Here is a 24668-nt window from a genome sequence, read left to right on the forward strand (position 1 = left end):
GTATATGTTATAGCGTAGGCCTTCACTTATATTTGAGAGAGCCAAGATGCCATCCCCAAGGGAGAGTATTGCCGGTTCTGACACTCTCTATGAGGAGAGGTCTACGCTTGTTTTGCTTGGCTTCGCAAAACTATAAGGGGGAACCGATTTGAGATACTTCGATTACCTGACGAAAGAACAAGAAATCTCTTTGTTTTACACTCCGCCTATCTCATTTGATCATACCACGAACAAGGAACTGTTAGCCTACGCTGTCGGCGCTGCCCTCTATATGCCGGCTACCCGTGCAAGTGTTGCAGAAGACATCATTAAGCTCAAGAATGCAGGTCTAGTGACGGTTATTATAGATCTGGAGGACGCAATCGGAGATGACCAGGTTGACAATGCAGAGGAGTCTATTATCCAGCATCTTATTTACCTAGCTGCTTACGCAGAAAATGAGCTGGATTCATCGAACAGCCTCCCGCTTCTTTTTATACGAGTACGTAACCCGGACCAACTCCGGCAAATGATTTTCCGCTTGGGATCCTTGGTAACGATGTTAACAGGGTTTGTATTTCCTAAGTTCTCTGTGGACAATGGAATTCAATATTTTGAAACGTTAGCTGAGTACAACAATACGCGTGGTTATAATGATCCTGTGCTTTACGGGATGCCAATCTTGGAAACTGCACCTATTATTTATCGGGAAAGTCGAGTGGACAGTCTGCTATCTATCCGTGATTTACTCCGTAATTACCGTGAACTTGTCCTAAACGTCAGAATTGGGGCAACGGATTTCTCCAGCCTGTTCGGACTGCGTCGCAGTCCTGATGTTAGTATTTATGATCTTACTCCTATCCGTGACTGTATCTCGGACATTATCAATGTGTTTGGGCGGGTTGAAGAGGGATATGTGATCTCAGGACCTGTCTGGGAGTATTTTGCGAATAAAGGTCATCGAGTTCTCCGGCCGCAGCTACGGCAGACGCCATTTGAGGATACTTACGGCAAAAACGGCCGTGATATGCGGAATAGCTATATCTCGAGCAGTGTGGACGGGCTAATTCGTGAGGTTATTTTGGATAAAGAGAATGGAATTGTGGGTAAGACGATTATCCATCCTTCTCATCTCAGACCTGTTCAGGCGATGTATACAGTGATGCATGAGGAATACGTCGACGCTTTAAGCATTGTAGAAAGTAATGATGGCAGTCTGGGCGTGTTTAAGAGTCAATATTTTAATAAAATGAACGAAATTAAGCCCCATCTGAATTGGGCAAGACGAATTTTACTACGATCTCAAATATACGGGGTGTTACATGAACAACAGCATTTTGTCGGATTATTACCCGAAAACGAATTTACGCACGTATAACATAGTCGAGAACCTGCAAGTGAATGTAACCGAAACCTTTAACCCCTTTCATATGCCTCTGGATTCTTTATTTTCTATGGCGGCGCGAATTAATAAAAAACGAACTTTTCTGTTTGTCAGTAAGGTGCTTGGCAAGCATATCCCCGTCGATCCGTATACTTCACTTCTAAGCGGAGCAGCGTTGGCGCTGCTGTTATATCAGGAGATGAACGGCGATTCCGTGGATAGTGATCGTATGACAAAGTTATTGGATATGGCGGTTCATGGGCTGATTCATCCTGAATTTGCTAAGGAAGCCTATCAACATTTACTAGCGGCCCGGCTGGTTTTGCCCAAGCCTGTGGTTTTTATTGGATTCGCAGAAACGGCAACTGCACTGGGTCACAGTGTGTACAACATCTTTGCTGAGCAGGCATCCTATATTCATACTACGCGTGAGCATATTCCTGATTTGGAGTCTGTTGTAAGTTTTGTAGAAGAGCATTCCCATGCAGTTGATCATCTATGTTATGCCTTGGATACCGAACTCTTATCTGGGACAGAGCCCATTATATTGGTAGATGACGAGATTACGACCGGGAAAACCGCGATCAATACAATTCGAGATATTCAGTCAAAATTCCCGCGGGAGGAATATGTGGTAGTCTCTCTTCTGGATTGGAGAAGCGGCAGCAATCTTCAACACTATAGTGAGCTTGAGCAGGAGCTGGGGATTCGCATTAAGTCGTTATGTCTGCTGCAAGGGAATATTGAAGTGATAGGTTCACCGGTGTTTAATAAGGATACTGAGCAGCTGGATAGAGAGGCCATTTTTGAGTGTGAGGTTGTAACTACTTATGCTCAAGATGGAATGGAACGACTGGAGGTATCCTCTATCGATTCCTATGGTGAGATCAACACAGCGCCGTATATGAAATATAGTGGACGGTTCGGAATGGAGTCACAGGATAATCTGGAGCTTGATCAGGGTGTGAAACGAATAGCTGAGCAGCTGCGGCAATTGCGTAGAGGACCGAAAGCCTTGGTAATGGGTGTAGGAGAATTTATGTATCTTCCGATGAGAGTGGCGGCGGAAATGGGGGAAGGGATTGCTTACCAGTCTTCCACTAGAAGTCCAATCCACCCTGAGCGTCGGTCGGATTATGGGGTACATAGTGCTGCTGCGTATCCTTCAGCTGGTGATCCGGAAATCACAAACTTTATTTATAATATAGCTCCTGGTCAATACGATGATATATTTGTGCTGATTGAGCGTGATGTACCGCATGAGCGTATGAAACCTATGCTTGATATACTGAAGAAACTGGCCCGCCATAAAGTGCATCTTATTGTACTGACCTCGGAAAGAAGAAGTGGAGGCCCTACCTATGAAGGGAACAGTAACTGAAAAAATTCTAAACAGAAGTATAGCCGAACCGGTCCCGCTAGGCAGCTATTCTCCGTCAGATGTTATATTTTTGCTTAAGGATCTGAGCGATGTTTCACTGGAGCGGGCGACTGACGAAAGAGAGGCCGCCATTCAATCAGGTGTACACTACTCTGAGATGCTGCCCGTGGAATATCAGCCTACTGAGCAGTATATTGAGTTATTTCACGAGACGCTGGAGCAATCTGCGGAGAAGGTCGCTCTAGCAGTAGCGGTAGTCTCTGAGATGATTGTCGCTCAAAGGGGACTTGATACGGTGTTAGTCTCTTTGGCAAGAGCGGGAACGCCAATTGGTGTACTGATTAAGCGTTATATCCAAGAGCGATATGGTGCTGATCTGCCGCATTATAGTATCTCTATCATTCGGGGCAAGGGGATTGATGAGAACGCAATCCTTTATATTCTGCAAAAGCACGGGCTTGACGCTGATTTGCAGTTTGTCGACGGATGGACGGGGAAAGGGGCTATTCGCCAGGTATTGATTGAAGCGTGCAACAGCCTGTATGAGAAATATGGCATTCGGCTAAATGATGACCTGGCCGTATTGGCTGATCCCGGGAACTGTTCAGGCACGTTCGGGACTAGAGAGGATTATCTTATTCCTAGTGCATGCCTCAATTCTACGGTGTCAGGACTGATGAGCCGGACAGTGCTGCGCGATGATTTAATCGGTCCGGAAGAATTCCATGGGGCTAAATTCTACAAGGAATGGCTCGATACGGATGTATCCAATGTATTCATTGCGGCGATCTGCCCGTATTTCTCCTCCGTTGCGGAAAAAGCACAAGCGATTGCTGAACAGATGCAGCAATCGCCGCCAGAAATTACATGGCAGGGCCTGCGTGATATTCAGAGTATTCAAGAAGTGTTCGGCATAGATAACATCAATTTGGTCAAGCCCGGAGTCGGAGAAACTACCCGAGTGCTGCTGCGCAGAGTACCGTGGAAGATTCTTGTCGATACTATGGATAATCCAAATCTTCGTCATATTATTCTCTTAGCAGAGGATAGAGGGGTTCCAGTAGAAGTATTCCCTGGACTCACCTACTCCTGTTGCGGGATTATTAAGCCGCTGAGAGGTGAGACGGAATGATCTATGCCAGTGATTTGGACCGAACGTTAATCTATTCCTTAAATGCAATCGGTGTCCCGGAGAATACTCCGGGCCTGGTTCCTGCGGAGGTTGTGGATGGTAAGACGGTTTCATACATTTCGCAAAAAGCATTGGCTGATCTGATGGAGCTTACTTCCCGTATTATCTTTATGCCCGTTACAACACGTACCATAGCGCAGTATAAGCGTATTAATCTGTTTCAAGACACGATTATTCCAGACTACGCGATTACTAGTAATGGCGGGAATATTCTGATTGGTGGCGAAGTAGATAAAAGCTGGAGAGCTTCTGTGGGCAGGCTTGTTCAAAATGAATCGGCTGCGGCAGAAGAAGTTAGAATGCACGTTTGGTCTGTAGTGCACGAGGAATGGATCATTAGTGAGCGGTATTGTGATGATTTATTTTATACTTTTGTAGTAGTTCGTGATTTATTACCTATGGATGAGATCACGAATCTGGCAGAGCGATTATATGATTTGGGCTGGCGGGTATCCTTACAAGGGCGCAAGCTATATGTCGTTCCTGCCGCTGTGAATAAAAGTGATGCGATTGTTCATGTGCGCCGGACGGTTCGTTCAGAACCGATGGTAGCATCGGGAGATTCCTTGTTGGATAAGAGTTTACTAGAAAGTGCGGACTATGCGATTGCTCCTTGTCATGGAGAAATATTTGCAGAGCAGCAGAGTGGTCTTGTAAAATCAAGGTATCCCTTTACGAAGCAAGCGGGTGTTTTTGCTGGTGATGAAATTCTACAGTATGTAAACATGATCTATAATAACTTAACCGTATTGGGAGTTGGGCCACTATGAAAAAGGTAAACATTTATTTCAATCGCTGGTTTTCCGTCGCTTACCATTATATGAATCTCATCCGCAATAATGAGGATGGCGTTCCTGTACAAATCTTCGCCACGCATCCTGATATTCACCATATGTCCCTTCAAGGTGCTGATGTTGCTGGGACTGAACCAGCACTGACTGGAATAGAATATGTTCAATTCTGCGTGGATTTCTGTCGCCGCAATGAGATCGATATCTTCATTCCACGGTTACATATGCTGGATATAGCTTTGCATGCTGCTATGTTTGATGCGATTGGCACCAAGGTTCTAGTCTGTAGAGATTTGGACTTATTGGAGACCATCATGGATAAGGGGAAGTTCTACGAAAGTGTTAAGGAAACAGGGATTATGACAATTCCTGATTATCATGTGGTGAGTACAGCAGAGCAGTTCAAAGAGGCTTATCATGATCTTGTAGCCAAAGGACACCACGTATGCTTTAAACCCACGGAGACAGAGGGAGGCCTTGGCTTCCGTATCATTGATAACACACGTAGTCCTTTACAGGAGCTGTTTGGTCATGTAACTCCGCTGATATCCTTCGATGAGGCCTATCGTATTCTGGGAAGTGAACCTACATTCCCTGAACTTATGGTGATGGAATTGCTGGAAGGTTATGAATACAGTATAGATTGCTTGTCAGATGAGAATGGCAGGCTGTTAGCGGCTGTACCCCGTCGTAAAGCTGGCGGTCGTCTGCGGCTGATGGAGCATATTCCGGAGCTGGAGGAGATCGCTTCCCGGGTAGCAGAGGTATATAAAATACCTTTCAATTTCAATATTCAAATGAAGTATAGTGGTGGAATTCCTAAACTGCTGGAGATTAACCCCCGGATGTCTGGAGGTCTTCATATTTCTTGTCTGTCTGGAATTAACTTTCCATACCTGGCTGTCAAAAGTGCACTCGGCGGAGAGGTCCAGCCTGCGGAGTTCGGCGATAATGTGCTTGCCAGCCATGTAGAGCAGCCGCTAATTATGAAAATAAACGGCGAATCCGTAATTCCGGATCCCGTGAATTGAGCGTTCGCAATCTCGCTCACAAGAGGTGAGAAAAATTAAATTTAAATCGAAAATATTGCTGTATGCCGGTATTGGCTATGTTGTCGCTGTATTAACGAGTTCTTTTTTGCCTGAGTTACTCTCCTTGCTGTTGCCTGTAGCGGGTGCAGCGGTAGGGGTTCTTGCAACGAGAAGTCCAAGAACCAACCTTCCGGCTGAGGTGCTGCCAGCAGGTCCAGAGACGTTGCCTGTTGCTCCAGCTCCCTCTGCAAATGCTCCGCAATTACCTAGTGTGGCAAATAATGCTGCACCAGGTAATCCGGGCAATAGTGGTAGAACTGAGGCCGAACCAACGAAGATTGGACCGGAATTTGCTCCAGTAGTTGAGTACCTTAGCATTTTGGAAGATATGATTATCTCCGAGGGGCAGAAGGATACACTGGACAATGAAATTGTCGAGAAATCACTGGCGCTTTTTGCGAGACTTCAACGTGTAATTCCGCTGCTGCAGGAGCTCAATAATGGCGATATTAATCATACGGTCCGCAGATTGATTCTGAAGGATTTAAATGGTGTGATTAACCCATTTTTGCGCCTAAGTGGTGAAGCGAAGACGAAGAATCGGAGAACGCTGCTGAACGGTCTAAGAGATGTTGATTCCAAAATATCGGATATTGCTTCGACGATCGAACATAAAGACCTGATGGAACTTCAGACGAAGGCGGAACTGATTCATCAGCGGTATAGCAGTTCCGAATTATAGGAGGGAAACCCATGTCCACGCAGTTGATCCAATTAAAAAAAGAAGATGAACAAAAGGTAGTCGAAGAAGCCGCACAATTGATCGAGAAGGTATCCCAGACAGATACAGTCACGTTGGATTCTTTAATGGATGATATCGGGAAGCTTGGGGTGAAGACGCAGGAAAAAGCAGGCCAAACGCTCAAGCTGCTGGATCGTCCGGTAAATGACCTGATGTCCGGTAAGCGTGTTGAAGTGCCTAACATGATTATGAAGCTGCGGAATGAGTGTGAAAATCTGCAACAGAGTAAGAATGTTAGCTTTTTCGGCAAAATGCTGCGGAAGAGTCCGATGAAGAACTATGTGTACAAATATCAGTCTGTCCGCACAAATATTGATGCGATTGTTACTGGTCTACGCGACGGCAGAGATACCCTCGAAGAGAGTATTGTAAATATGCGCCAGCTGAAACGTACCTCTATGGAGGAGATCTATAACCTTCAAACCAAAATTGCCTTCGGCAATAAGCTAAAAGAGCTGTTCGAGGTGGAGATTGCGAAGCCTGAGAATGAGTTCCGTAAAGCTTATCTGGAGCGTGGTCTGCGTAAAGTGATGGTTCGTATTCAGTCCATGACAGAGATGATTCTGCTCTACAATCAAGCGATTGCTGCTACAGATATCATCAATGACAATAATGATAAACTGATCGATTCCGTAAATAATGCGATTGATAAAACTTCTAATCTGATTACAGTGTCGGCAATGATTGCGATGTCGCTGGCCGATCAGGAGAATGTTATCAACGCTGTAGAAGCAACAAATAAGACGATTGAAGATCAGTTTAAAGAAAATGCACGCTTGCTGCGTACGACTACAGAAAAAACGACCGAGCTTCTATCCAAACCTTCCATGTCTATGGAAGCCGTGAATCAAGCGATCGGGGATTTGCTTAGCGCATTGGATACTTCGGAACAGTCAAACCGTCGTATTATCGAAAGCTGCCAGGATTATACATCCAAAATGACGACGATCAATACCCAACTGGGCAATCGTCTAGGACTCAATGAAGCGGACAAGCCTGAGGCGCTGAAACAAGGTGAAGCAGAGAGCCAACTGAGCAGCTTCTTGAACTAATTGTTTTAAAAAAAGTTCATAAAAATATAGCAGAGCAGTGAGTCTTCATTTCTGGGGGTTCGCTGCTCTGCTTTTTTTTGGATATGAAGTAGCTTACTTCAACTACATAGGCGTAAACGTGATCTAATCAAATGAAGTTTACTGTAGCCAAACATAAAGCCCTATTCAAATACATAAGTTGTCACAAGACTACATGTGGAGGAAGTGGGGATAGGCTATGGTTTTAGGCTGTTTGATACTCGTGCTTATCATCGTCGCCAGCAGTGAAAAAGCAGAAGCCATTGCTAAAATGAATGAAGACAATTAGCAAGAGGTAGCTTCGCTTCCCCGTAAGTATTCAGGGATTTTTTGCCGCGAGTTGGTTCAAGTAATTTCCAGCGGGTTATTGGGTATAATAACGCAAGGCTGTCGATTAGCCCATAATCAGCTGGAAATACCAAAATCCCTAAGGAGGTCACATGGAGAACGAGGCACTGCTTCAGGTTGAACAATTAGCACTTAAGAAACAGAAGATATTCCGGCAAAGCGTAATGCGCTATATTGCCAGAGCCATGCTGGCCAGTATGTTTATCGGATTCGGTGTAATTGTAGCATTTAAGACAGGCAACTATTTCTTTATGGAGCAATCCCCCTTTGCATATCCAATGGCTGCGATTACTTTCGGAGCGGCTATTATTCTAATTTCTTTTGGTGGTGGGGATTTATTCACCGGAGATACTTTTTATTACACATACACGGCACTAAGACGGAAAATGAAATGGTCTGAGGTTGTCCGCATGTGGATCATGAGTTATATCGGTAATATTCTTGGGGCTGCCGTTTTTGCCTTGCTGATTTTTTTGACAGGACTGTTCTATAGCTCAGATGTAAACGGTTTTTTGCTATATGTAGTGGAGCATAAAATGGAAGCCCCGGCAGGTCAGCTTTTCTTTCGGGCTATTCTTTGTAACTGGCTCGTTTGTATGGCTTTTTTTATACCGATGAATATGAAAGGCGATGGGGCCAAAATGTTCGCCATGGTCTTATTCGTATTCTGTTTTTTCATCTCAGGCTATGAACATAGTATTGCCAATATGTGTACCTTTGCGATTGCGCTTGTACTTGATCATCCCGGAACGGTATCGTGGTATGGCGTGGTGCATAACCTTGTCCCCGTTACGATCGGCAATTTAATTGGCGGTGGCGTACTGATGGGGGTAATGTATTATTATGTGAATAAACCTTTTTTGGATGACACTAAGCATTAACTGAAAAATAGAAAATAATAATTCTCCAAAACTTCGCTCTTGTATAGGGGTGGAGTTTTTTTGTGCAGAAAGTTATTTTTTAACATTGGGATTATTTGATTTTTAAGGATTGAAAAGGATTAGAGGGAGAGAGGTAGAATACATAATTATGCAATGCAAAATTGAAGATTCATACAGAATGGGGTAAGGGCTTTGGATGAGACAACAGGGATACTGACGGATGAGACCATTATTAAGGCTTCCAATCAGCATTGTATTGACCAAGGAATTGATCCTGAGCAACCGCCTGTCTTTGCAAAGGGATATTCTACTGATGAATTGGGGGCACAACTTAGCGTATATAGTGAAGTGATTGAGGTTATCGAATTTTTTGTCAAAAAATTTCTTTCCTCAGTCAAAGGGAACCCGATCCTAGTTACGATTTCGGATGATGCAGGTTATCTATTGGCGTTCCAAGGAGATGCGACGATTATTGATCTCGTAGGACAGGTAGGCATCAAAGAAGGCGTGCAGATGAATAAAGAGGTGGGTACCAATTCAATCGCTTTAGCCCTTGAATATCAGAGGCCATTCCAGCTGACAGGACGAGACCATTTCCATCATATTTTGCATCATTTAGTATGCTGTACAGCTCCATTTTATAAAGAAAATGGGCAAGAAATTTTAGGTACAATTTCATTTATGGCAGATATAGATGTAGCCCATCCCCATTTGCTGCCTCTGCTCTGTACGATGGCTGACTCGATTGAACGTGAGATTTTGTTGCGGAGAGGGAATTCTCAGCTGCAATTATTAAATCGGATTTTGCTAGAGACCAATTACTTAGGGGTAATCATAACAGATCAATTCGGAACAGTCGTGAATATAAATGAGAACGGTTTAGCTATGCTTCATTTGGGTGGTGAGCATCAAGAGTCTGTTGTTGGAACTAGTGTCTTTGAAATTAGGAATGTGGGCGCATACTTTCAACATGTCATCATACATCATGTCGCATGTGCCGGGTTAGAAGTGATTCAGGAGAAAAACGGGTTGTTCGAGCATTATATGTTAGATGTACTACCCGTTTACGATGCGAATGGTTACTTAGCGCGTGTGATTGGAAGTTTGCGCAACATCACGGAGATGAAAAGAACGGAAGAAGTGCTGCGCAATACAGAAAAGCTAGTGGTCGCAGGACAACTGGCTATGAGCATTGCACATGAGATCCGCAATCCCCTGACTACGGTGAAAGGGATGCTTCAACTGGCTAATAAAGATTCACGACTGCTGCATTATGATCTCATTATGTCTGAAGTGGAAAGAATGAATCTCATTGTGAGCGAGTTTCTTATTCTGGGTAAACCGCAGGCTGCGCATTATATGACTGAACAATGTAGCACGATCCTGCTGGAAGTATTGAATATCTTCGCGATTCAGGTGGAAATGAATAATATAGTGTTAAATACAAAGATCCATTATGATGCTGAGATCGAATGTGACCGCAATCAGATTAAGCAGATTTTCCTCAATATCCTAAGAAATTCAATGGAAGCTTTGCCTTTTGGCGGGAGCATTACAGTGACTCTTGATGTGAAGGATGAATTCCAGGTGATAACCTTCACCGATAATGGAGAGGGGATGAATAAGGAAGTTCTGGATAAATTAGGAGAACCTTTTCACACGACTAGAGGCGATGGGAATGGACTTGGCTTCATGATTGTCAAAAAAATCGTGACTGCCCACAGAGGATATGTGGCAATAGCTAGTGAAGAGGGAGTAGGCACGGCCGTTACAATTTATCTTCCGATGGCACATTCATACCACAAATAAAACAGCAATAATAATTCATAATTAAAAAGACTCTTCCGCCCATATAAGCGAAAGAGTCTTTTTGTATATCCATTTGCATCTAATGGTGAGGAATTACCACTTAGAGCCACCCGATGAATTTCCACCGGATTTGCCGCCGCCACCGCCCCAAGAAGAGCCGCCGGAGGATTTGCCGCCACTACCGCCACCACCCCAGGAAGAGCCGCCGGAGGAACGTCCCCTACCGAATCCGCCTGAAGAAGGAGGGCCAGAGGACATCCGTTTACGGGCTTGCGCACGCCGCTGTTGCTCTCTCATCATGGCTAGCTGGGCAAGCCGTTCTTCCTCTTCTTTTTGGCGAACGATTCGGTTCGCTTCATTCACAAAGGAAGTGATCTGAGCGTCATAAGCGCGGCCAATCGATTCCAGTTCCTCCAGGTTGTAAGGCCGGGATGACAACCGTTGCTCCAACTGGCTATATTCCGGCAGTAAGGATAACTCAAAGCGGATTCTGGAAGACAAGCCTCTGCTGTGCAGCATTCGCTGGGTCGTCTCTACCCGACTTTGTCCTTCGGAGAAGAGACGTTGTACTTTATCCAGTCTTTCATTTAATACATTTAGACTTTCAGAGACGCCGTCATATTGCCGGCCAGCTTCATCCTGCAAGGACAGCAAGCGCTCCAGCGCATCGTGGGCCTTGTCATATTCGCCCCGTTCATCACTGGTCCAGTTCTCAATTTGCGCCACTTCACCTGCGCCTTCCCGAAGACGTGTGCTCCACTCCGTCAGAATGTTCTCTACGCTAACTATATGCTGTTCTTCGAAATGTACACGTGCTTCTGTAATTCGGGCCTGCAGCTCGTCTCGCCGCTGCTTCAAGTGGCTCCATGTGGTGCGGAATGTCTCTAGATCTCTGCGGTTATTCTGCCGCAGCAGTGCTTGCTGCTCTGTCATAGCAACAGCTTCATCCAGAAGCAGATCTAGACTGGCGCCGATTCTGCGCACCTCATCCATATCTCCTATACGCAGCGGCGCTTCAAGAGTCAACGATTCTACGCGGGCCTGCTCTAGGTGGTCATATGGCTTAACCTTCATATTGTGCAGTGAATTCTGTTCAATGATCCCGGTGATTTTGGCACGTGCCGCAGCTAATACCGTAGGGAATTTGTTTAGCTTATCATCATAGAGATCAACATCCTTCAGATCCTGTTCGATTTTTTCCTGACGTTCCTGTGCATCCTCGGTAACCTCTTGAGCAGCAATGGGATCAAAAAGCTCCAATTGGTCTGCCTTAGCAGTTTCCTCCGCAAGCTCCTTAAGTTCCTCTACAATTTCTTGAAGCTCATATCCGGTTTCTTTAACTGCACCTTGCAGCTGTTCTTCAAGCTCTGGCGTATCCTCTTTCAGCTCTGTAATACGCTGTTTGACATTGCGGTCAGCTTCGTTAATGACAGCAATGTGTTTCTCTTCCTCTTCAAGCGCTGTGCGGAAGGCAGCTTCGGTCTGCTGCAATTGTTTCACGGCTGTCTTGAGGGCAGCCAAACGATAAAATGCTGGCTGAACGCCTTGACCTTCGCTTTGTAGTGCGGAGATTTCAACGAGCTTGGCGGACAGCCGCTTGGAAATACCTTCGACTAGCTCTCCCGTCTTCCCTTGAACGATCCCTTGAAAAGGGTTTAGCGATTCCAGTGCCCGATTTGCCTGGACCATTAAATTAGATAACTGTTTCTGTTGCTCGCTAAGCTGCTTGCGTCGACGCAGACCTGTAACCATTACAAAGAGTAGAAGGAGGATTAGAAGGGCTCCGATAAGAATCGCTGCAATCATAAACATGGAGCTGCTGGAGCGGTTTACATCATTCCCGACCCCGGCTGCGCTCCCGCTTCCTGCGGTTCCTCCAGTACTGCCGGCACGATCTCCGATGGAATGGATGGCATTAATCAAAGCCTTTGTCCCGCCAGCGAAGTCCCCTTTTTGGGCATAAGGAATGAAATAGGTGTCGAGCAGTTTTTGGATGGCTGAACTTCCCGAGGACCCTCCCTGATTCTTAGACCAAGTATTTAACGAGCTTTGAAAGCCTGGATTTAAGAAATTTAGCTCAATGGACTGGTCACCAGCGGAGATCAGCAGTAGAAGATCCCGCGTGGACAGTTTCCACGAGTCGTAAACCTTGTCTGCATACTTATCAGCTGGAGTACCGTCTGTGGAATCTACAGTGAGTACATGGATGGTCATGAGTTCTCCAGTAGCGGTAGCAGAAATAGACGCGGCTTCTGCGGAACTGAACATTTCAGCGTTATCGGTAACAAATCCCTGCTGTGCAGGAATTCCAGCGGCGTATGCACCAGGTACCCATAACAGGCTGAGCATTAAGAATAAAGCTATATACTTTTTCAAGCTGACACGCTCCGATCTGAAGGACTTTTTATTCAATATATTATGCTGATAATTATACTATATCATTAACCATCAGGTGACCTGGAGATACTCCAATTATTATATAGTTATGTCTGCATACCAACAAAAAAAGCCATGCCCCTAAATAAGGGAACATGGCGTATACTCGGAAGCATTATCTTGTCGGCAGACAGAGAATGTATTGCAATCTGGATTTAATTTCTTTTTGCCATTTCAAATCTCCAACTTTAACGGCAAGATTGAGCAGATCCAGATAATCGTCAACCTGTAATGTTGTTCGGGTAGAGGTAACGTTCATGGGTGATCAGTCTCCTTTTAACTTAAATATAGTAAATTGAAATTATTAACGCTTATAATAATGATAATCATTATCATCGTTTGTCGTTATTGCTATTATCCACATTTTCTATGTAAAAAGCAATATAAAAATCAAGACTTCGTAACTTTTATCATTTACAAATAAAAGAGTCCATCGAAAGATGGGGATTTGCGTATAATGTGTGGTTTTAGGAAAGAATTAGCAGGAATCTTACCATATTTTGTCGAATACTTTTTAGAATAATGCTTTAAATTCTAAATTTTAGCAAAAAGGGGAATTGGGCAATGAAGCGGTGCACAATGTTGCTTCTGATTATTTTTCTGCTTTTGCTCGTACCTCCTACAGCCGCTCACGCCGAAAGAGAGGATATAAGGTACCAAGTAGAACTGGAATATCCACCTTATAAATATGTAGAAAACGGGTATTTGACCGGGTTTGATATTAATTTGAGCACGATGATTTTTGAGAAGCAGGATTACCTTATTCACTACAGTACTGGGCAATGGGATGAAGTTTACAGTCGGCTGATTCAAGGAGATATTGAGATAGCAGGTCTTATGGCAATTACGGAGTCGCGTAACCAAGAGGTGTTATTTTCAGATCCAGTTATTAAGAATTATATTTCCATCTATGCAAGGCGAGAGCTTGAGGATGAGATCGATTTAAAGACGTTGGGAAGTTATAAGATTGGGTTAGGGAATGGACAGTATTCTGCAACCGTGCTGAACAGCAAGGTGGGGATTACAAATTACATAGAATATGCAACGACTCCTGAAGCTTTGAAGGCTTTAGAAAAGGGGGAAATCGACCTTCTATTTGAGAATCAGGAAGTGATTGATTATCTGATTGCAGAGCAGAAATTGAAGGGGAGTATTATCAAAAAAATGAGCAATCTCTACCCTAGGGATGTCGCTTTTGCAATAAGTAAATCCTCTCCGGAGCTAGTGACTTATGTTAACGAGAGATTGGATCGCCTGCATCGTTCAGGTGCTTTTGAAGAGCTGTATCAGCACTATTTCTTCGTTCATTCGGATTATTATAAAGTTATGATGCGCAATAGATTTATTGTGGGAGCCATTATTCTGCTCGGCCTTCTGATCATTAGTGCGGTTTTGCTAAAAATGTATATTAATCACTTACGGCGGGCGGTTTATTCGGAACAGCAATTTTTTGAAGATGTAATAGAGCATAGCGGTATGGTGGTTTGGGCTGTGCAGGCGGATAAAAAGGTAGTTCGGTTTAACAATTACGCTGAGCGAATGACGGGCCTATGCGAGAATGAAGTAGTGGGCAAAAACATTGAGGATATAGAGGGGCTGACAGGCAGTACGGCGGCTATTCGGAATCTGTTGGAAAGGGCCGTACAGCTTGAATATGTTGATAATATCGAGCATAAACTTCCAGACAATTCGCCAGCAGCGCGGTATTTTTCATTTCGGACCACCTTGTTGAAAGGATTGGATAAGCAGGCAGCTGATATTTTTGTGCTTGTAGGAGTGGATATCGATGAGCGCAAACAAAATGAGCTAAGGCTTCAGCAAAGTTATGAGGAACTGGAAGCTACTTACGAAGAGCTGTCAGCGACAGAGGTCGAGCTACAGGAGCAATTTGCTAAGCTGCAAGTAGGTGAACGACGGTTCAGTCTCGCGACAGAGGGTTCTGGTGCATACATGTGGGAGCTTGATTGGGAGACAGGACTATATAATCTATCGGATCGCTGGTACAAGCTCATGGGCTATACGGAGGATGAAATCAATTCCTTCGAAAATGGGGTGCTTAGTATTATTCATCCCGATGACCAGCCATCATCCCAAAAGGCAAGACATGATCATCTGGCAGGTTTAACACCTATCTACGAGACGGAATACCGCATGCGGACCAAAGATAATCAGTTCGTCTGGTTTGAGGTAAGTGGTAAAGCTATCGTTGATCCAAAGAATGAAGTTGTGTTATTTATCGGTTCGCTGATTGATATTAGTAAGCGGAAGCAGGTAGAGCTAAAGCTGAGCAACAGTTATCAGGAGCTTGAGGCAACCTATGAACAGCTTACAGCCACACAGCAGGAGCTTGTAGAGCAATACGATATGCTGGTGGAGAATCAAAAACACATGCATCGTCTAGCTTATGTGGATGAGCTTAGTAATCTACCCAACCGTGTATGTCTACTGGAATCTATGGAGAAATATCTGCAATGTTCAGGAGGCAAGGCGGCGCTGTTGTTCGTAGACACCGATAATTTTAAATACATCAATGATACCTTAGGGCATAAATCCGGTGATGTTCTTATTCAGAAGGCTAGTAAAAGGCTGCAGTCGGTGGTGCGGGAAGGAGATATGCTCTCTCGGCTCGGCGGGGATGAATTCGTGATTTTTATTAAGGATATAGAAAACCACGAGGATGTGTTAGACCTGGCGGAGCGGATCATGAGAGCGTTCAGGCAGTCCTTTTTAATCGGAGAGAGTTATTTGTACGTTTCCGTAAGCATCGGAATTTCCTTTTATCCGGAAGATGGGGAGACCACCGAGCAAATCTTAAAAAATGCGGATGTCGCTATGTACCGGGCAAAAGAGGATGGTAAGGGGACTTATGTGGTATATGACAAATCTATGCATACTGCGTTTAATGAACGGATGAATATAGAGAAACATTTGCGCAGTGCCATGAATAATAATGAGTTTGAGTTATATTATCAACCGCAGGTGGATATCCAGTCTGGATTAATCTCTGGTTTTGAGGCTTTAATTCGCTGGAATAGTCCAACGCTGGGCTTTGTATCTCCACTTTCCTTTATCAAAATCGCCGAGGATTCCAGGCTGATTATTTATATTGGAGAATGGGTGCTTAGGGAATCGTGCATCTTTATGAAGGGCATTCAAGATCGTATGGGCATTCCTTACAAGATATCAGTTAACATTTCCATTATTCAACTATTGCAGGATGATTTCGTCGAGATGGTGCAGGAAAGTCTGGCTGAAAGTGGGCTAAAGCCTAGTTGTCTTGAACTGGAAATCACCGAGTCTATTTTTATGGAATCGTTTGAGAGTATCGTGAATAAGCTTCAATTCCTCAAATCCCAAGGCATTCGTATTGCGCTGGATGATTTCGGAACGGGATACTCATCTCTTAGTTATTTGCAGCAATTGCCGATTTCTACGCTTAAAATGGATAAAACCTTTATCGATTCGCTTTCGGAAAAAGCTTACAGCCAGTCTTTTGTGCAGACCATTATACAGCTGGGCCACAATATGGGGCTGGAGGTCGTTGCGGAGGGAGTGGAAGAGATCAGCCAGCTGGATTTCCTCAGAAAATCGGGCTGCGATAAGGTACAGGGATATCTGGTTAGCAGACCTGTTCCGAAGCAGGAAGTGGTGGAGCTTTTGGAACCGCAGAAGCGTTACGGAATATAGCAGTGGATACACAGCCCTCATCTCAAGGTGGGGGTTTTTGGTATGAAATGCTTCTGAAATTAAGGCTTTGCAAAAAAAACAAGCTCCGACAGATAAACAGTGTCTGTGGAGCTTGTCACTAGCTGATGACAATTTTGTTCTTCCCGGTGTTTTTAGCTTCGTAAAGTGCATCATCAGCCTGCTGAAAAGTAGAATTTTTGGAGTCTGCACCTGTGTAATCATGCATCCCGATACTGACGGTTATGCTTTTCCCTTCCATTTCGGCAAAAGGGGTATCGGCGACTTTGGCTAGAATCTGTTGCATGATTTCATAGGATTGCTCAAAGGTTTTGGTTGTCAGAATGACAATGAATTCCTCGCCCCCGTACCGCGCGGCGAAATCATCAGGACCGATATACTCGAGCAGGATCGCTGCGACTTTTTGTAATACGATATCTCCAACGGAGTGTCCATAGCAATCATTTACTTTTTTGAAATTATCGATATCCATAACGGCAAGCTGCATGGAGAATGGATTACTCTGCTGATGCTCGATTAGCCAACCCAAATATTCGTGAAAAGTCTTGTGATTATACAGATCAGTCAGGGGATCTATCTTAGATAGACGATCCATGATTATATTCTGAATGCGTAATTCCTGTTCTGACTTGACGGAGTTCTGCAGGGATTGCATCAAATCACGTCCACGAACGATTACTGCAAAACCTGCCAAAGCAGTGCCTGCAAAAATAAGAGCGATAATGATTGTTTGGGTGATCGGGAAGTACTCGTGAATGGATGTCTTGGTGAATAAAATGATCGTGTACAGTAGAGAAATAGCAGAAGTGGCTATCATATAACTGCTCTTCAGATAGATCATCGAGACTAGTAGCGGGAACAGCATAATTAATGATTTAACATGCAACTCATCGCTGAGATTGACGATAATCAAAACCGCAAATAGATGGCTTGCAACCGTAATGGCGAGTTGGGCCCACAGAGGCCTCCATCTATAGATTACTTCTAGAATAATGATCAAACTCACTATGATGGAATCAGAAATCAACGAGTGCTCAATATAATCGTTCCTGGTTGGGGTTTCCGGACGCTGGCTCCATAAGGATAGAGAAACAATGAACTGAATACTTAAATACACAATCAGGATGATCCAGAATGAATTGAGAAGCACACGATTCCAATAGGTCTGACGAGGAGTTTGAGGTGTGGCGCGCATAATGTGATCCTCTTTTCCAGTGGCAATATGCTTATATATTCGACAATAAGCTCAGGTTTCCTCTTGATGGCTTTCTTGGAAGCGGGAGATCAACAAGCATCTTTATAAGGGGAGATTGCCTTGCCCGGGGAATGATTGATCGAAAAGGAATACTATAGAAAGTATTTCCTTTAATTAACTCTGCTGATATAATGTTAGAATACATAACATCAATCGAGTGGAGTGGAAGTAAAGATGCAGATCCGTCGAAACCAGATTTTCGTAGTCGTCCTGTTGCTTCTTGTCAGTGTGTACAGCTTATTGATTGATATGCTCTGGATGCATAAGCTGGTGATTATTCTGCTTATGGGTTCTCTAGGATGGTTCTCGCTGAATACATCCCGCTACGGTTATCGCAAAGAAGCGCTGCTGAAGGATTCACAGAACAAAGTGGAGCTTCTTGGCAATGAGATTGTAGTTACCTCAGATCGGCTGCATGGTGCGCTTGAAGAAATCAGCCGCCATACAGAGCAGCTGCAGCAGACAGCAGATTATTCACACGCGTATGAAACGGATTTAAGGATTCGCAGCAATGAAGCTAAAGCCAATATTGAAGGGGCCTATCAGACGATGGGCGGTGTAGCCTCAGTTACAGCACATATCGAAGAATTGACGGAAAAACTAGGCTCGAATATGCAATATGCTCGGCAAGGAATGACAGCAATGGTAGATTCCCTGAGCATTGCAGATGTGGTGATGAAGGATCTGCAAACACAGAGTGGGGACATGTTAGCTAAGTTTACTACCCTGAGTAATCATATTGCGATGGTAGAGGAGATCAATACATTGATTAACTCCATTGTGAATGAGACCTCGTTGCTCGCGCTGAATGCTTCTATTGAAGCGGCCCGGGCCGGTGAACAGGGCCGCGGATTTGCAGTAGTGGCCAGCCGGATTCGGCAGCTGGCTGATCAAAGCAAGAGCTCGGTAGACCGCTCCTCAGGCATCTTGCTTGACATTAATAATGGAGTACAGCAGGTGCTGGAATCCGTTACGAAAGAGCAAGTCTCAGTGGAGCGTGGGGTGAACGAGGTCGGCACGGTTAAGCTTCGACTCGATGATATCGCGTCGAGAGTAGATGAAGTAGGCAGCGCCGTGACGGAAACAATCGATGCTGCCGCGAAGCAGGGCAAGCTGATTGTAGAAGTGACAACGGAGCTGAGCGGTGCGGTGGCTATCGTGAATGAGACGATTGCCAATGTAGACCTTACGCTGGAGCAGGTGACACGGCAGCGGGATCAAATTGGGCAGCTGAACGAAGTCAGCGCCAATCTGTTAGCGGAGTCGCAATCCTTGCAGCAATCGGTTACTAGCATTGCGGGCAGAGCGGAAATTGAGATGAGCCAATATGCAGCCCGGCTTCAGGAAATGCAGAGTCTCTTGGAGACAATTTCCGCCAAGGAAGAACTTTACGCTCCAGATACTGAAGTTCATCAAGGTGTTTTGAACGCTTACATTAAGAAAATTCCAGATGTACAAGCCATTTGGTCCAATCGGACGGATGGAACCTTTATCTACTCCGAGCCAGCGGCTGGCCTGTTGAATGCTAAGCGGCGTGATTGGTGGAATGGGGCCATGAATGAGGGTGAATATGTCTCTAAACCTTATGTATCCGCGATTACGAAACGTTCTTGTATTACATTATCTAGAGCAATCCGGAATCGTCAGGGAGATGTAGTAGGCGTGGTTGGTATTGATTTAGCGGTGTAATAAAACAACAGCAGCAAGCCCTTCTGTAGCAGAGGCTTGCTGTCTTTTTTATTCCGATGCTAACACAACTTAGCTTTAGGTAGCGCTGACCTGCAATTGCTTCCACGTTGCCTGCCAGTTTTTTTGTGCAATTCGTTTTTCATAAATAGGGAGTAAGTTCGGATTATTGTTGAAATGAGGGGTAGCCCGTAACACTACATTAATAACATCTGCAATCCCATGCGGAGCGGTTAGGATAACCTTACCGTATTCATCTAAGGAAAGCCCAAGCGCTGTAGCTGTTTCCGGAAACTTGGAGATGGCATCTACAGATGACGTATAGGGCGCAAGGTTGTTAATGGTATGCATTCTTGCTTCATTCTTAACGGACCATGGCACATGGGGATTTAAATTTCTTAGTTTTGCCTCCCATTGCTTTTCCACTTCCTCATGAAGATTGCTGCCGTCATAATAAATAACATCAATATCTGGCAAAGGGGTCCGCTCTTCAAAGCCATGTAAGGTATCCCAGATTTTTGAACGTACAAACCCAGCACAAACCCACCAGTCAGGTAACTGTAGCGATCTGGCATTTTCTAAAATATCCATCATCCAGGGGTCATTATGTACAAGCTGAATGATATCTGCCTCGTGTTCTATCTTGTGCAAACTGCCACCTCCGAATATTCATGCTTCCAATCTGTTAATATCATACAACAAGAGTTTCAATAGAGGTATAAAGGGACAGGCTGAATGGACAGAGGCATGAACTATCTTTATAATGAATCGACATCGAGACCTTTGGAGGCGGTGACCGTGCAATATACGTTTACTATATTACTGCAATTGTTGGAAAGAGCTGCGTTATTGCTGATGTGTCTGTTTGTATTGACTCGTCTGCCGCGGTTTAAAGAGGTTTTTCAAAAAGGGAGTTACGCTCCGCAAGAGCTTGCTATTGCGACGATGATCTTCAGCTTATTTGCCATTTTCGGCACTTATAGCGGGATTAATGTGGAAGGTTCGCTTGTGAATGTGCGAATTATCGCCATCGTATCTGGCGGGATTTTGTTCGGACCATGGGTTGGACTTATAACAGGCATCATCTCAGGGGTTCACCGTTTTCTGATTGATATCGGAGGGGTAACCTCTCTTCCTTGTCTGATTACGAGTATCACCGCAGGCATAGTGTCTGGGATAATCTATCGCCGCACCTCTGGTGAACGTCGCTGGATAGCAGGGATTTTGGCGGGAATGGCCTGTGAGGCACTGACGATGCTGCTCATTCTAGCGATGGCTCAGCCGATGTCGCTGGGTGTGGATATCGTGTCCAAGATCGCTTTTCCGATGATTATGAGCCAGATTAGTGTTGGCCTGATTGTTGTGCTAGTGCAGAGCGTGGAAGGTGAGAAGGAACGGATCGCGGCTAAGCAGTCCAAGCTGGCGCTTGATATTGCCAATAAGACCTTGCCGTATTTTCGCAATATTAATCAGGAGTCGCTGCACACCATCTGCCAGATCATCAAAGAGGATATCGGTGCAGACGCTGTAGCGATTACGGATACTCGGTTTATTCGTGCCTATGTTGGCGTGGGTGAGGAGGATTATGAGACAACTAACGATATTATCAGTGAGGAAACTAAAGTAACGTTGTCCAGTGGTGAAATTACCATCCGTAACGATGATAGTGATTACGTGAATCCGCAGATCAAGTCGCTGATCATTATTCCTTTGAAGGAAAAGGGTGAGGTGACGGGAGCGCTCAAAATCTATTACACCAAAGCCCACAAGATTACCTATTCGCTTCAAGCTATGGCCGTGGGTCTGTCACAAATGATCTCTACCTTGATGGAAGTGTCGCGGGTGGAAGGCATTAAGGAAATGGCGAACAAAGCGGAGCTGAAGGCACTGCAGACCAGCATTAACCCGCATTTTTTGTTCAATGCACTGAATGCGATTGCGTCCTCGATTCGAATTAACCCGGATAAGGCGCGCGAGCTGATTGTGAATCTGTCCGGTTATATGAGATACAATCTGGAGCTTACCGATGAATTCATTGATATCAAACGAGAGCTACAGCAGGTCCAGCAATACGTAGAGATCGAAAAGGCGCGTTTTGGAAGCCGGCTTAACGTGCTTTATGATATTGATGAGGTTCAGGTTCGGATTCCGAGTCTGATCATTCAGCCGCTTGTAGAAAATGCGATTATACATGGCATACTGAAGGTAAGAGGGACAGGAACAGTAACGATTTCTGTAAAAGACCACGGGGATACCGTACGGGTGGGCATTCGCGATACCGGAGCTGGCATCAGCGAGGAAACGATAGAGAAGGTCTATACTGGCGATATGCCGGAGAATAAAATCGGGCTGTTTAATGTACACCAACGGGTAAAGCTGATATATGGGACTGGACTTACCATTCAGAGATTGGATAAAGGGACGAACATCTTTTTTGATGTTAAAAAGGAGGACCAATGAGAGCGATCATCGTAGAGGATGAAGAGCTGGCAAGACAGGAGCTGGCTTATTTAATAGAGACGCACAGCGGGATCGATATAACGGCACAGTTTGAAGATGGGTTGGACGCGCTTAAATTTTTGCAGAGTGATACGATAGATGTGATTTTTCTGGATATTAATATTCCCTCCATCGACGGAGTGCTGTTGGCACAAAATATCAGTAGATTCTCGGTAAAACCCTACATAGTGTTCATCACTGCGTATAAGGAGCATGCCGCTGAGGCGTTTGAGATTGAAGCTTTTGACTATATTCTTAAGCCTTATAGCGAGGTACGCATCAAAGCCATGCTGCACAAGCTGGAGAATGCGTTTGCCAGCCGTGGACGACAGGGGGAAGAAGAGCGTAATCCGGTCAGTGACAAGGTTAATCTGTGGAAAAATGAAAAGATTATCGTAGTGAATGCCGACGATATTTATTACGCCTCCGCGCAGGAAAAAAGTACAAGTGTGATGACTAAAGGTGAGGAATACAGCATGGCACTTAGTATTAGCGATTTCTTTCAGCGGCTGCCGCAGGATCGTTTTTTTCGCTGCCATCGTTCCTATATTGTTAACCTGTCCAAGATCAAGGAAATCATCCCGTGGTTCAACAATACGTATTTGCTGCGCCTGCATGATTTAGGTTTTGAAGTGCCGGTAAGTCGTAGTAAGGTAAAGGAATTCAGGCAGATTATGCGCTTATAAATGCAATTCATTCTTCATTTCCGTCATCTCATGCCGGATTTCTCTCAACATCGGCTGGTTTAGCTACAATAAAGAGGCGATAGAAGCTCTTGTAGCAGACAACGAGAGAGAAAGAAGGAAAAGACCATGACTACGACAATGGACAGCAAAAGCACCAAACGGTGGCTAATCGTATTAGGTACAGTAATTATGCAAATGGGCCTAGGTACCATCTATACATGGAGTTTATTTAATGCGCATCTGGTAACAAAATTTGGCTGGGAGCTTAACTCCGTTTCGATTACTTTTTCTATAACGAGCTTTGCACTCGCTTTCGCGACTTTGTTCGCAGGGAAGCTGCAGGATCGTTTCGGGCTTCGCCGTTTGACTGCTACTGCTGGGATTGTGCTCGGACTAGGATTGATTCTTAGCTCTCAAGCCAATTCACTCTTCATGTTCTATTTATTGGTTGGGGTGATCGTTGGTTTTGCGGATGGGACAGCTTATATCACTTCATTATCTAATTTAATTAAATGGTTTCCGAATAATAAAGGTTTAATCTCCGGCGTGTCCGTTGGTGCTTATGGAACGGGGAGTTTGATCTTTAAATATATTAACGGCGGGTTGATTGACTCAGTGGGTGTGTCTAATACATTTATGTATTGGGGTTTGATTGTTATGGGCATGATTGTAATCGGTTCCTTGCTCGTAAGAGAAGCTCCGGTTCAAGCGGCCCCAGCACCAGCGGGTTCAACGACAGCTACAGTAATGAGTTCACCGAAAGACTATACGGTCAAAGAAATGCTGCGGACAAAAGAAGCTTATCTGCTATTTATCATTTTTTTCACCGCTTGTATGTGTGGTCTGTATTTGATCGGTATTGTAAAAGATATCGGCGTGCAGCTGGCTGGACTTGATGTACAGACAGCAGCTAGTGCGGTGGCTATGATTGCGATCTTTAATACAGCGGGACGTTTAATTCTGGGTGCTTTATCTGACAAAATGAGTCGCTTGAAGCTGGTAGGCGCATCGCTTGCTGTAACTGCGGCGGCTATGCTGACCCTCAGCTACGCGACCCTGAATTTCGGACTTTTCTTCACTTGTGTAGCAGCCATTGCGTTCTGCTTTGGCGGGAATATCACGGTGTTCCCCGCCATTGTCAGCGACTTCTTCGGACTGAAAAATCACAGTAAGAACTACGGAATTGTTTACCAAGGTTTTGGTATTGGTGCCCTTTCCGGTTCGTTTATCGCCGTCTTCCTAGGCGGATTTAAACCAACCTTTGTTATCTTTGGCCTCTTGTGCCTGCTGGCCTGCATCATCGCGATTTCTCTGAAACCGCCAGTGGCGAAGTCGAAAGAGAAAAAAGCGCTGCGTCTCAAAGCAACGGAACGTACGGCTTAAGATGTAATTGAAGCTAGAACCAGGCAGTGATTCTCCCGTTAGTGGAGAATCGCTGCCTGGTTCTTTTGATTTGTGGTGGCTTGCTGAGCTGTGACTTGTTTGGGCGGATTATCTTCAATTGGGAGAAGGAGTTTTGCTGGGATCTGAGAAGTAACTGCATTCTGTGCAACTATTCCGTATGAAATAGTGAATCTTCGGATTTTAGTTGTATTCTGTACAACTAAAATCTCGAGATGTTGCTTAGAGGCGAAAAAACCAAGGAAATAGTTGCACCAAATACAGCTATATCTAATGGTGGCGTGATGCGTGAAAAAATAGTTGTATGAAATACAGTTAAACGTGACTACCCT

19 protein-coding genes are annotated in these 24668 nt (G+C 44.7%); 14 read left to right on the top strand and 5 right to left on the bottom strand.

Annotated elements, in window-relative coordinates:
- Positions 1-148: 148 nt before the first annotated feature.
- The 9 genes from MHI15_RS28685 (at position 149) to MHI15_RS28725 (ending at position 10668) form a co-directional block, all read left to right on the top strand.
- On the top strand, positions 149-1357 hold the full coding sequence (locus MHI15_RS28685) for an HpcH/HpaI aldolase/citrate lyase family protein (protein WP_232061116.1): 1209 nt from the start codon (positions 149-151) through the stop codon (positions 1355-1357).
- Positions 1302-2744: a phosphoribosyltransferase family protein gene (locus MHI15_RS28690; RefSeq protein ID WP_081391898.1), complete on the top strand. Its 1443-nt coding sequence runs from the start codon at positions 1302-1304 to the stop codon at positions 2742-2744. Before MHI15_RS28685 ends, MHI15_RS28690 begins: the two co-directional genes overlap by 56 nt.
- Positions 2725-3876, top strand: a complete 1152-nt coding sequence (locus tag MHI15_RS28695) for a cysteine protease StiP family protein (protein WP_076304760.1) — start codon at positions 2725-2727, stop codon at positions 3874-3876. Before MHI15_RS28690 ends, MHI15_RS28695 begins: the two co-directional genes overlap by 20 nt.
- Positions 3873-4706: a hydrolase gene (locus MHI15_RS28700; RefSeq protein WP_076304761.1), complete on the top strand. Its 834-nt coding sequence runs from the start codon at positions 3873-3875 to the stop codon at positions 4704-4706. The genes MHI15_RS28695 and MHI15_RS28700 overlap by 4 nt, the downstream gene beginning before the upstream one ends.
- Complete coding sequence (locus tag MHI15_RS28705) at positions 4703-5758, top strand: ATP-grasp domain-containing protein (protein WP_076185601.1); 1056 nt, start codon at positions 4703-4705, stop codon at positions 5756-5758. The genes MHI15_RS28700 and MHI15_RS28705 overlap by 4 nt, the downstream gene beginning before the upstream one ends.
- A 34-nt stretch (positions 5759-5792) precedes the next feature.
- Positions 5793-6500, top strand: coding sequence for a hypothetical protein (locus tag MHI15_RS28710; RefSeq protein WP_076304768.1), 708 nt, complete (start codon positions 5793-5795; stop codon positions 6498-6500).
- Positions 6501-6511: 11 nt separating this feature from the next.
- Positions 6512-7612, top strand: a complete 1101-nt coding sequence (locus MHI15_RS28715) for a toxic anion resistance protein (RefSeq protein ID WP_036687432.1) — start codon at positions 6512-6514, stop codon at positions 7610-7612.
- A 458-nt stretch (positions 7613-8070) separates the two neighbouring features.
- Entirely contained in the window at positions 8071-8859 is a 789-nt protein-coding gene (locus MHI15_RS28720) for a formate/nitrite transporter family protein (RefSeq protein WP_076124688.1), read from the top strand.
- Between the two features lie 192 nt (positions 8860-9051).
- Entirely contained in the window at positions 9052-10668 is a 1617-nt protein-coding gene (locus MHI15_RS28725; RefSeq protein ID WP_076278939.1) for an ATP-binding protein, read from the top strand.
- Positions 10669-10761: 93 nt separating this feature from the next.
- Here MHI15_RS28725 and MHI15_RS28730 read toward each other — a convergent pair whose 3' ends face one another.
- Complete coding sequence (locus tag MHI15_RS28730) at positions 10762-13044, bottom strand: TPM domain-containing protein (protein WP_341165177.1); 2283 nt, start codon at positions 13042-13044, stop codon at positions 10762-10764.
- Between the two features lie 175 nt (positions 13045-13219).
- Positions 13220-13363, bottom strand: a complete 144-nt coding sequence (locus MHI15_RS28735) for a hypothetical protein (protein WP_167348483.1) — start codon at positions 13361-13363, stop codon at positions 13220-13222.
- A 305-nt stretch (positions 13364-13668) separates the two neighbouring features.
- Between MHI15_RS28735 and MHI15_RS28740 the strand changes: the two genes are divergently transcribed.
- On the top strand, positions 13669-16791 hold the full coding sequence (locus MHI15_RS28740) for an EAL domain-containing protein (RefSeq protein ID WP_076282361.1): 3123 nt from the start codon (positions 13669-13671) through the stop codon (positions 16789-16791).
- 118 nt (positions 16792-16909) lie between these two features.
- On the opposite strand, the gene MHI15_RS28745 is transcribed toward MHI15_RS28740, so the two are convergent.
- Positions 16910-18004, bottom strand: coding sequence for a GGDEF domain-containing protein (locus MHI15_RS28745; RefSeq protein WP_076124680.1), 1095 nt, complete (start codon positions 18002-18004; stop codon positions 16910-16912).
- A gap of 234 nt (positions 18005-18238) precedes the next feature.
- Between MHI15_RS28745 and MHI15_RS28750 the strand changes: the two genes are divergently transcribed.
- Entirely contained in the window at positions 18239-19753 is a 1515-nt protein-coding gene (locus MHI15_RS28750; RefSeq protein ID WP_341165178.1) for a methyl-accepting chemotaxis protein, read from the top strand.
- A 75-nt stretch (positions 19754-19828) separates the two neighbouring features.
- Here the strand turns inward: MHI15_RS28750 and MHI15_RS28755 are convergent, their stop codons facing one another.
- Complete coding sequence (locus tag MHI15_RS28755; RefSeq protein ID WP_076124758.1) at positions 19829-20344, bottom strand: nucleotidyltransferase family protein; 516 nt, start codon at positions 20342-20344, stop codon at positions 19829-19831.
- A 261-nt stretch (positions 20345-20605) separates the two neighbouring features.
- Here MHI15_RS28755 and MHI15_RS28760 point away from each other — a divergent pair, with 261 nt between their 5' ends.
- The 3 genes from MHI15_RS28760 (at position 20606) to MHI15_RS28770 (ending at position 24318) form a co-directional block, all read left to right on the top strand.
- Entirely contained in the window at positions 20606-22210 is a 1605-nt protein-coding gene (locus tag MHI15_RS28760) for a sensor histidine kinase (RefSeq protein WP_280513476.1), read from the top strand.
- A complete protein-coding gene (locus tag MHI15_RS28765; protein ID WP_076134814.1) occupies positions 22207-22935 on the top strand; it encodes a LytR/AlgR family response regulator transcription factor in 729 nt (242 codons plus the stop codon). Before MHI15_RS28760 ends, MHI15_RS28765 begins: the two co-directional genes overlap by 4 nt.
- Before the next feature lie 138 nt (positions 22936-23073).
- Positions 23074-24318 carry an L-lactate MFS transporter gene (locus MHI15_RS28770; RefSeq protein WP_076124755.1) on the top strand — a complete coding sequence of 415 codons (1245 nt, stop codon included), beginning with the start codon at positions 23074-23076 and terminating at the stop codon, positions 24316-24318.
- A gap of 38 nt (positions 24319-24356) precedes the next feature.
- Here MHI15_RS28770 and MHI15_RS28775 read toward each other — a convergent pair.
- The coding region (locus MHI15_RS28775; protein WP_341165179.1) for a hypothetical protein at positions 24357-24668 on the bottom strand (312 nt) is incomplete at its 5' end.

It is taken from the genome of Paenibacillus sp. FSL H7-0918, from assembly GCF_038007025.1.
In the GTDB taxonomy this organism is placed as follows: domain Bacteria; phylum Bacillota; class Bacilli; order Paenibacillales; family Paenibacillaceae; genus Paenibacillus_AQ; species Paenibacillus_AQ odorifer.

Bases quoted from the DNA above. Each gene is read 5' to 3' on its own strand.
- MHI15_RS28695 (WP_076304760.1), top strand. From the start codon at position 2,725: ATGAAGGGAACAGTAACTGAAAAAATTCTAAACAGAAGTATAGCCGAA.
- MHI15_RS28770 (WP_076124755.1), top strand. From the start codon at position 23,074: ATGGACAGCAAAAGCACCAAACGGTGGCTAATCGTATTAGGTACAGTA.
- MHI15_RS28700 (WP_076304761.1), top strand. From the start codon at position 3,873: ATGATCTATGCCAGTGATTTGGACCGAACGTTAATCTATTCCTTAAAT.
- MHI15_RS28735 (WP_167348483.1), bottom strand. From the start codon at position 13,363: ATGAACGTTACCTCTACCCGAACAACATTACAGGTTGACGATTATCTG.
- MHI15_RS28690 (WP_081391898.1), top strand. From the start codon at position 1,302: ATGAACAACAGCATTTTGTCGGATTATTACCCGAAAACGAATTTACGC.
- MHI15_RS28760 (WP_280513476.1), top strand. From the start codon at position 20,606: ATGTGTCTGTTTGTATTGACTCGTCTGCCGCGGTTTAAAGAGGTTTTT.
- MHI15_RS28720 (WP_076124688.1), top strand. From the start codon at position 8,071: ATGGAGAACGAGGCACTGCTTCAGGTTGAACAATTAGCACTTAAGAAA.
- MHI15_RS28765 (WP_076134814.1), top strand. From the start codon at position 22,207: ATGAGAGCGATCATCGTAGAGGATGAAGAGCTGGCAAGACAGGAGCTG.
- MHI15_RS28740 (WP_076282361.1), top strand. From the start codon at position 13,669: ATGAAGCGGTGCACAATGTTGCTTCTGATTATTTTTCTGCTTTTGCTC.
- MHI15_RS28705 (WP_076185601.1), top strand. From the start codon at position 4,703: ATGAAAAAGGTAAACATTTATTTCAATCGCTGGTTTTCCGTCGCTTAC.
- MHI15_RS28755 (WP_076124758.1), bottom strand. From the start codon at position 20,344: ATGATGGATATTTTAGAAAATGCCAGATCGCTACAGTTACCTGACTGG.
- MHI15_RS28715 (WP_036687432.1), top strand. From the start codon at position 6,512: ATGTCCACGCAGTTGATCCAATTAAAAAAAGAAGATGAACAAAAGGTA.
- MHI15_RS28750 (WP_341165178.1), top strand. From the start codon at position 18,239: ATGCAGATCCGTCGAAACCAGATTTTCGTAGTCGTCCTGTTGCTTCTT.
- MHI15_RS28745 (WP_076124680.1), bottom strand. From the start codon at position 18,004: ATGCGCGCCACACCTCAAACTCCTCGTCAGACCTATTGGAATCGTGTG.